The following is a 9,115-nucleotide window of genomic DNA, read 5'->3' on the forward strand; positions in this document are numbered from 1 at the left end:
GCAGAGTATTTGTGCTGAATGCGGGTTGGATATTTATATATTTTATTGAAGGGATTAACAGTGAATAAGGTTGTTGTGCATTATGCTGACGGCAGTATACAGAAGGGATATACTAACGATTTCTCTATTAACAGGACTACATTTCATCTTGCTTCTATTGAAGATCATGAAACGGAAATAATAGATATTCACAAGTTGAAAGCCGTCTTTTTCGTGAAAGACTTCGAAGGTGATCCCGAACACAAGGACATGAAGGACTTCGATGATACCCAGGCTGCATATGTCAAAAAATACTACGTGCTTTTCAGGGATGGTGAAGAGTTCGCCGGAACAGGTATGGGATATCACCCGGACAAATTAGGGTTCTTCTTAACACCCTGTGATCCTGATTGCAACACTATCAGAGCTTTTGTCAATAATGAATTCATAACCAAAATAGAACAGATATAACCGGAAATCATTCATGCTGTTCGCTCTCTCAGTTATTACCGTTTTTCTCTTTAAGACAATCTGGGACAGGTCGCTTCCTGTCATAAGCGACTGGAACTCTTCCTTCTTCAACGTGAAGTATCTCCCTGCCTTCCTTATGTCCCAATTCGAATGCTTTCAGGTTCATCTTTATGAACCTTTCAGGAACTGTTTCTTTCAGAGAAGCAATCCAGATTTCCAGACTGAACAATCTGCATAGAGATGCTATCAATCCAACTGCTATGATATTCGCAGCCACCGGAGTTCCATACTCCTCAATACTTCTTCTGGTAAGTGGATATTCATAAACCTTACCTTCAGGTATCTGGTTTACAAATGTTGTATCCACGAGAATAATCCCGTCTTCTTTCACTTCTCCCGCAAACTTGTCCGCGCTCTCCTGATTCATAGCAAGGAGAATATCAAGTTCTCTGCAGTTGGGGAAGAGAATCTCTTTTCTGGAAATAATGATGTCAGTACGGCTGGCTCCTCCTCTTGCTTCAGGACCGTAGCTCTGAGTCTGACATACATTGTAACCGGATTTGATGGAGCATTCAGAGAATACTCTTCCGGCAAGAGCCAGCCCCTGTCCACCGGCGCCGGATAATCTGATTTCATAGTAGTTCTTCATCTCGAAGCTCCCACTGAATTTCTGGCTTTCTCACATAACTTTTCGTATCGCTCTTCATACGGGATTGAAACTTTGTCGACGAAAACTCCACGAATGACTTTCCCATGAACATCCTCTGGTTTCATTGCCTTTGCCTGGCTGATGTTTATGGTATTCTCCTTCAGGAGTTTCATCATTTCAACGGGTCCGCCCAGTCTGTTTGCTCTGCCAAAATTCGTCGGACATGGGGCAAGAACCTCAACTACACTGAAACCTTTCTTCTTGAAGGCTCTCGTCAATATTTTGTCAAGTTCTATTATATGATAGACAGTTCCTCGAGCTACAAAAGACGCTCCGGCACCCTCCATAAGATTGCACACATCAAATCCCGGTTCAATCATCCCGTAAGGCGTTGTAGCGGTTCTGGCTCCCTCGGGAGTAACGGGTGAAAACTGCCCTCCGGTCATTCCGTAATTATCATTATTAACTATGATAGAGGTAATATTTATGTTTCTTCTGGCAGCATGGATTATATGGTTTCCTCCGATTGCAAGACTATCCCCGTCACCCATCACAGCCATTACATTAAGAGAAGGATTAGCCATCTTCACTCCGGTGCCAAAGGCCAGCGCCCTGCCGTGAGTAGTATGAATAGTGTTGAAATCGACATACACCGGCATTCTGGAAGTACATCCAATACCGGAAACCATAACGATGTTATCCTTTTCCCATGACAGAGAGTCAACTGCCCTGATAATCGATCCCATGACGATTCCGATACCGCAGCCGGGACACCAGACATGCGGAAATTTCTTCTTTGATCTGAGATATTTATACTCATACGGAAGCGGAGCAGGCATCACATCACCTCCAGAACAGCATTTACGATTTCTTCAGGAGTGATTTCGTACCCGTCTATGCGGTGAAGAGGGACCACTCTTACAGAATCACTTGTCATTCTTTCGACTTCATGAATAATTTGCCCCTGATTCAGCTCCGGAACCAGAATGACTTCTTTTGAGTCGAGTTCTTCCTTCACAGTTCTGTCAGGGAAAGGCCATAGGGTAACAGGACGGAAAACACCAACTTTCTTCTTTCTTTTTTTGAGCATTGCCTGGGCAGCAAGAGCAGACCGATAAACGGAACCGTAAGCAAATATTGTAACCGGGTTCTCTTCTACATCATGCATGCGGACATCTTCAAGCTCATCAAGTCTTCTTGTTATTTTATGCTTGAGACGGTTCATTTTTCCGATGACTTCCTTTTCTTTCCTGGTGGGAAATCCATGAGTATCATGGGTCAGTCCGGTTACATGAAATCTGTAACCGCTTCCGATACATGCCATCGGGGACACGTTTGAGGCGGTAACGTGATAATGTTCATACCATTCAACCGGTACATCCGGAACCGGTTTTGGTTCCACATGAAGATCGCCTTCGGAAGGGAAGGTTATACGCTCTCTCATATGGCCGATGATCTCATCCGGAAGAAGAATTACAGGTGTTCTGAACTGTTCCGAAAGATTGAACGCCCGGATAGTCATCTCAAAACACTCTCTGACATTTGATGGAGCCAGTGCGATAGCAGGATGATCTCCATGAGTTCCCCATCTTGCCTGCATAACGTCTCCCTGGGCAGCCTGAGTGGGAAGACCTGTTGATGGGCCACCTCTCATCACGTTAACTAAAACAAGCGGAACTTCAGCCATGCAGGCGTATCCCAGTCCTTCCTGCATGAGGCTGAATCCCGGGCCACTGGTGGCAGTCATGGATTTTGCGCCCGCAAGTCTCGCGCCAATCAGAGCGCTTATGCTTGCTATCTCATCCTCCATCTGGATCCATTTCGTACCAAGGAGGGGCATGTATTTCGCCAGGAGTTCAGCAATCTCCGTAGATGGAGTAATAGGGTATCCGGCAAAAAACTCTATTCCGGCAGCAACAGCTCCAAGGGCAACAGCTTCATTTCCCTGCACAAGTCTGGTTTCTCCCCAAGGTACAATCACCTGGAATCATCCTCTCCCTTGCCGGTAGTTACTTCTGGCAGTCTATTTAAATTGTTCTGCTTCTCGTTCACTCGCCCGGTTTCATCTGCAATTCCAATCGCGAAATCAGGACATCTCCTCGCACACAGATAACATCTGATACACTTCTCAGGATGTGCGACAACTGCCTTCTGGTTCTTCATTGAAAGAACACCGACAGGACAGAAAGCAACGCAGATCTCGCAACCCTTGCACCAGTCAGGAAAGACATGGATAAAAGATTCTATCATTTTTTTCTTCTTAGCCGTTCCCATTTTCTCCTTCACCTTCCCACCATTTCTCTTACTGGTGGAGGTTTGATTCTCAGGTGAAGATTTACTGGTCATTTAACCTGTACCTCCCTCTTGTTTTGCACAGGTAAGCAATTAGTTACGCAGAAAGGCAGGAAATTAACCTGCCCTCTGCACAGTATCTCATTGATGATTCCCGTTACTTCACAAATGACTCCAGAATTTCGGGAAGATCAGGTCTTCCGATTTCCTGGAGTTCGTATCCCACTCTGACAACAGGTTTATTTATCTTGATTATTCTCGTGAGATCAATTGGAGTAGCAATTACAACGACATCACAATCAGCTGCATTGATACTCTGCTGCAGATCTCTCATCTGGTCCTCACCGTAACCCATCGCGGGAAGAATATACGCCTCTTCTCTATCAGAGTAGTATTTCTCATAAGTATCAATGATGGTGCCTACAGCAAAAGGTCTAGGATCAACATAATCTCCGGCACCGAATTTTTCAGCTGCCACAAATCCCGCGCCGTACTCCATCTCACCGTGGGTAAGAGTAGGTCCATCCTCAACAACAAGAACGTTTGCGCCTGTAATGAGAGAAGGGTTGTCTACAGTCAATGGACTTGCAGCATCAACAATCCTGGCATCAGGATTAACAGCTCGGATATTTGTTCTTACCTCGTCAACATCTTCAGGATAGGCGCTGTCAATTTTATTGATTACCACTACATCGGCCAGTCTGAGATTAATCTGTCCGGGATAGTAGGATATTTCGTGTCCGGGTCTATGAGGATCTACAACTGTGATTGTGAGATCGGGTTTGTAGAAAGAAGTATCGTTGTTTCCTCCATCCCAAAGAATGATATCCGCCTCTTTCTCGGCTTCTTTAAGTATTGCTCCGTAGTCTACTCCGGCATACACAACAGTACCGCGCTTTATATGAGGCTCGTACTCCTCCATCTCTTCAATAGTGCAGTTGTTTAGTGAAAGATCCTCTATAGTCTCGAATCTCTGAACCTTCTGAGCTACAAGATCTCCATATGGCATGGGGTGTCTGATAGCAACAACTTTTTTTCCTGCCGCCTGAAGGATCTCGATTACACGTCTGGTTGTCTGGCTCTTGCCGCAACCTGTCCGAACAGCGCATACAGCAATAATTGGTTTCGTACTCTCAATCATTGTTCTGGAAGCCCCAAGCATCATGTAATCGGCTCCGGCTGCGTTAACCTTGGACCCAAGTTCCATTACAGCATTATCGGAAAGATCGCTGTAAGACATGATACAGAGTTCGATTTTCTTATCATGAATAGTCTGTAAGAGATTATCTTCTGCAAGGATAGGAATACCATCCGGATATAGTTCTCCAGCAAGTTCTGCAGGGTATTTTCTACCGTCAATATCAGGAATCTGTGTAGCAGTAAATGCTACTATTTCGTAGTCTGGATTATCCCGATAGAGAACGTTAAAGTTATGAAAATCGCGCCCTGCTGCGCCCAGTATCAAGGTTCTGATCTTGCTCATCTGTCGTCCTTTCCGCAAGAGGATGAGTGCTTGCGGGAAAGCAACAGCGAACCGCAAGCGGTTCGGCCTCTCCCATGTGAAAAAGTCCGGTCAACTCCTGACCGGATGTAGAAATCTCTTTATCTGAATTGCAAATGTCAACTCATTAACTATAGATCAGTTATTAGTGTATATCATCTATGCCGTGCCAGACGCCACCGCCCAGCAAGGATTGAGCTATGTTGGTCAGATGATCTCCGATACGTTCGCAATACTCAATAAAATCAAGCATTGCCAGGCCTGTCATTCCATCGTTCTTCTTACTTGAAAGGCTGTCGGCATAATAATTTCTTGCATCCTCTTCAAGTCTGTTCAATTTTTCTTCGAATGCAAGAACTTTCTGAGAGGCAACTCTGTCATGAGACTGAAGCGCCGCCTCAATTGATTCCACCATGCTTATCACAATCGAAGCAGCCTGATCGACAGCATCGTGAAGTGGGCCGGATTTTGTCTTAAGATTACCCGACACCCTGTCTCTTGCTTCAACCATATTGACAGCGTGATCAGATATCCTCTCGATATCGTTGATAGTATGAATAATAACAGGCAGTTTCAAGGATTGATTCTGATCCAGATCCCGCTGGAAAATCTTGGACGCATAGATAGTCAAATCTCGCTGCATGTAATCGACTGTGTCCTCCATGGATATGATTCTTTCCGGGTTTGGACTCCCGGTCAGGAAACATGAAATTCCATGCTGGATTGTTGCCCCTGCATAGTTGGCCATTTTTACCATTTCACGTTCCAGACTATCTATCGCAAGGGACGGAGAATCAAGAAGATTCTCATCCAGCGTAAGTTCTATTTCTTCCTGCCCTGTTTTTTCTTTGTCCGGAATGATGAATTCGCACAGCCTGGCCAGCAACGGGACAAGAGGAAGGAACAGCAAAGCGTTGAATATGTTAAACATACTGTGAGCATTGGCTACCTGTCTCATTGAATCACCGGACGTCGAACGTACAAAATTAAGAATGAATCCATTGTTATTGGTAATGAGTAATCCCATGTATATTGCACCAATAACATTGAAAAGAGTATGTGCCATTGCGGTCTGACGGGCAGCTCTGGATCCACCTATCGCTGAGAGCTGTGCGGTGATTGTAGTGCCTATGTTGTCTCCCAGAACAAGGTAAAAAGCTCCCTGGAGATTTATCAGACCGGCACCGGCAAGAGTCATGGTCAATCCAACTGTCGCACTTGAACTCTGTATAATCGATGTTACCAATGTTCCAGCCAGAATTGCAAGCAATGGATTCGTGCTGAAGCTCATGAAGAAGCTTTTCACAACCATGCTGGTCTTAAGAGGATCAAGAACTCCTTTCATTATGGTCATTCCGATGAAAATCAGAGCAAGCCCGGTAATAGCCTTTCCCCAGAACTGGGTTCTTCGATTCTTCGAGAAAGCAAACATTGCGAATCCAATGGTCAGCATCGGGAAAGCGTAATGTGTAATCTTGAAGGCTATCAGCTGACCTGTAATAGTAGTACCAATATTTGCGCCTATTATGACGCCGACAGCTTGCTTGAGTACTATGAGACCGGAATTGACGAAGCTCACCGCTATGACGGATGTAGCACTTGAACTTTGTATCGCCGCTGTTACCAGAGCTCCTGCCATGAGACCGAGGAACCTGTTGCTGGTAACCTTCTTGAGTATTCCTCGCATTTTGTTACCGGCAACTCGCTGAAGCGACTCGGACATCATCTTCATGCCCAGAAGGAAAATAGCCAGTCCGCCCAGTATCTGGAAAATTATGTTTTTCAGATCAACAGCAAGAGCAGAAAAATCAACTTCCTCTTCTGAACCGTCCGGGAGCATAACAGTTGCTTCAACAGTATTATTACTGGATTTATCTCCGAGTTTGATCGAGATTGCAGCAATTCCATCTAACCCTGTAAGTATTCTGACAGATGAAAATTCTCCAGATACAGAATCACCCTCAAGAATTAAGGGATACTCTCCTATTATTGGATATGCAAGAGTTCCCTGATCGGATTTCATTTCGAACTCGACCGGAACTCCGCTGACAGGTTCTCCGGAAGAATCTAAAATCACTACTTCAAGTGGATCAGCAAGAACCGTCTCAATTCTACCATGCTGAGAATTGCCGCTTACTTCAACAGTGTAAGCTCCGGCAAAAGCCGATAATGCCGCAAATATCAGGATAATTGAGACTGACCGCATTACGCTCCTTCCGAGCAAAAAATTCAGGATATTGAATTTTTCTATTGCCGGAGATTTAACGGGATACCGCTGCTTCTGCTGTTAACCCGACAAGAACAGAATAAGACAAGAAATTTACGGGCTAACTGATGTGAGCAATATAATGATCGCATTTGGAATGAACAAAACTGTTTCTCAACCGTATTGTTAATTATTGTTATGTGTTATGAAAACATTATCAGCTCTTTTAAGAAGTTTAAGAATAAGATCATGGACGAAGAATCTCTTTGTTTTTGCAGGAATCCTTTTTGGAAATCACTGGGATGATCCCAGGGCAATCGGTTTGACAGCACTGGGGGCTTTAGGTTTCTGCCTGCTTTCAAGTTCGGTTTACCTTACAAATGATATTGCTGATCGAAAGCGGGACAAGTGCCATCCTGAAAAGAAGAATAGACCCATTGCTTCCGGGGCTCTACCCGTTTCATCTGCAGCAGTGACCGCATTTCTGCTTGCCGCAGGTGTATTGATCGCGTCATGGATTCTGGCACCAACATATGCTCTGATTCTCAGCACATATATGATAATGCAGCTGGCTTACTCTTTCAAACTGAAACATGTTGTAATACTGGATGTGCTGATAATAGCAGCTGGATTCGTACTGAGAGCTCTCGCGGGGGTCACTCTGGCCATGGATGCCGGATACTCAGATATATCAATATCTCCCTGGCTAATAGTCTGCACTTTCTTCCTTGCCGTATTTCTTGCATTCGCAAAGAGGCGATACGAAGTTGTTTCTCTCGGAGAGAATGCAGCCGGACACCGGGAGATACTCGAGGAGTACAGCATTTCCCTTCTTGATGAACTGATGGGAATAGCAACAGCCGCTAGTATTATTGGATATTCGATCTATTCAGTAAGCCAGAGAACCATGGAACTGGTATCAACCAAGTTATGGATAACAATCCCGTTTGTAGTATATGGTGTATTCAGATACCTCTATCTTATACATATAAAAGGTCATGGAGGCAGTCCTGACAGAATTCTTCTCACTGATAAACCCCTTCTGCTCAATATTCTGCTCTGGGTGATTACGGTCGCTCTGGCGCTGACGCTATTTCCGGGTGCTGAATCCGTTCCGGCGTGAATATTTCCCTGATCGCGCCTGCGAAAATAAATCTCGGATTGAGAATTTTAAATTCACGATCAGATGGTTTTCACGATATTCGCAGCCTTTTCCAGGAAATATCGCTGCATGATACTGTTCACATTATCGCAAAACCAGGAAACGGCAACATCTCACTTACATGCAAAGATTACCGAGTACCATCCGATTCTTCAAATCTAGCCTGGAAAGCAGCAGCTCGCTTTCTTTCTCTTTCAGAAGAGAACCTGGACATAGAAATAGATCTTGTTAAAAGAATCCCCTCTGAGGCGGGTCTTGGAGGTGGCAGCAGTGACGCTGCAGCTGTCCTTCTGGGGCTCCGAACTCTTACTGCAAGACCAACTCTGGATCTTTCGGGCGCTGCTTCTGCGCTGGGCAGTGATGTTCCATTCTTCCTGCATGGCGGCACCGCGCTTATCGAAGGAAGAGGGGAAAGGATAATACCTGTTCCTTCAGTCCCTTTCCATGCTGTTCTTCTTCATCCTTCTGTCACGGTTTCCACGGCTTGGGCTTACAACGCATGGGACGGAATGCGTACGTCCTTGACAAACAATGGTATTCTTAAGCATTATTCAGCCTCGTCAGCAGTATGGCATGAGGGTAAGATTTTCCCGCATAATCTGTGGAATGATTTTCTACCACTGCTTGAGAAACACTTTCCTGAAATAGAAGAGCTGGCGCGTTTTCTGAGGAATTCCTGTGAAAACTGGGGCTTGTCAGGATCCGGTCCAACCTTCTATGCGCTTTTCAGAATGAAGAGCGAGGCAGTAAGTTTCTCACAGATACTGACAGGGAACTATACCCTGTGCAGATCAGCAGAGACTGCTGGGGCGTCGTCAAATGGTTAAGACACAGGGTTTTGGTCCCTGCATTGGG

The 9,115-nt window shown here is 45.1% G+C and carries 9 protein-coding genes; 3 read left to right on the forward strand and 6 right to left on the reverse strand.

Translation table 11 applies throughout. The features are described 5' to 3' along the window. Window positions 1–60 precede the first annotated feature (60 nt). Window positions 61–450 carry a hypothetical protein gene (locus K8R76_10485; GenBank protein MCD4848602.1) on the forward strand — a complete coding sequence of 130 codons (390 nt, stop codon included), beginning with the start codon at window positions 61–63 and terminating at the stop codon, window positions 448–450. 28 nt (window positions 451–478) lie between these two features. On the opposite strand, the gene K8R76_10490 is transcribed toward K8R76_10485, so the two are convergent. The 6 genes from K8R76_10490 to K8R76_10515 all read right to left on the reverse strand — a co-directional run bounded on the left by K8R76_10490 (window position 479) and on the right by K8R76_10515 (window position 7,098). Next, entirely contained in the window at window positions 479–1,099 is a 621-nt protein-coding gene (locus tag K8R76_10490; protein MCD4848603.1) for a 2-oxoacid:acceptor oxidoreductase family protein, read from the reverse strand. Next, complete coding sequence (locus K8R76_10495; GenBank protein MCD4848604.1) at window positions 1,096–1,938, reverse strand: 2-oxoacid:ferredoxin oxidoreductase subunit beta; 843 nt, start codon at window positions 1,936–1,938, stop codon at window positions 1,096–1,098. Before K8R76_10495 ends, K8R76_10490 begins: the two co-directional genes overlap by 4 nt. Beyond that, complete coding sequence (locus K8R76_10500; protein ID MCD4848605.1) at window positions 1,938–3,080, reverse strand: 2-oxoacid:acceptor oxidoreductase subunit alpha; 1,143 nt, start codon at window positions 3,078–3,080, stop codon at window positions 1,938–1,940. Before K8R76_10500 ends, K8R76_10495 begins: the two co-directional genes overlap by 1 nt. Then, complete coding sequence (locus K8R76_10505) at window positions 3,077–3,373, reverse strand: 4Fe-4S binding protein (GenBank protein MCD4848606.1); 297 nt, start codon at window positions 3,371–3,373, stop codon at window positions 3,077–3,079. Before K8R76_10505 ends, K8R76_10500 begins: the two co-directional genes overlap by 4 nt. Window positions 3,374–3,548: 175 nt before the next feature. Further along, window positions 3,549–4,874 carry a cyclic 2,3-diphosphoglycerate synthase gene (locus tag K8R76_10510; protein ID MCD4848607.1) on the reverse strand — a complete coding sequence of 442 codons (1,326 nt, stop codon included), beginning with the start codon at window positions 4,872–4,874 and terminating at the stop codon, window positions 3,549–3,551. 163 nt (window positions 4,875–5,037) lie between these two features. Beyond that, window positions 5,038–7,098 carry a Na/Pi cotransporter family protein gene (locus K8R76_10515; protein MCD4848608.1) on the reverse strand — a complete coding sequence of 687 codons (2,061 nt, stop codon included), beginning with the start codon at window positions 7,096–7,098 and terminating at the stop codon, window positions 5,038–5,040. 205 nt (window positions 7,099–7,303) lie between these two features. Between K8R76_10515 and K8R76_10520 the strand changes: the two genes are divergently transcribed. Beyond that, window positions 7,304–8,221 carry a decaprenyl-phosphate phosphoribosyltransferase gene (locus K8R76_10520; GenBank protein ID MCD4848609.1) on the forward strand — a complete coding sequence of 306 codons (918 nt, stop codon included), beginning with the start codon at window positions 7,304–7,306 and terminating at the stop codon, window positions 8,219–8,221. 38 nt (window positions 8,222–8,259) lie between these two features. Beyond that, window positions 8,260–9,087 carry a 4-(cytidine 5'-diphospho)-2-C-methyl-D-erythritol kinase gene (gene ispE, locus K8R76_10525; GenBank protein MCD4848610.1) on the forward strand — a complete coding sequence of 276 codons (828 nt, stop codon included), beginning with the start codon at window positions 8,260–8,262 and terminating at the stop codon, window positions 9,085–9,087. The last annotated feature ends 28 nt before the right edge of the window (window positions 9,088–9,115 follow it).

Source organism: Candidatus Aegiribacteria sp. (assembly GCA_021108435.1).
Classification (GTDB): Bacteria; Fermentibacterota; Fermentibacteria; order Fermentibacterales; family JCC-6; genus Aegiribacteria.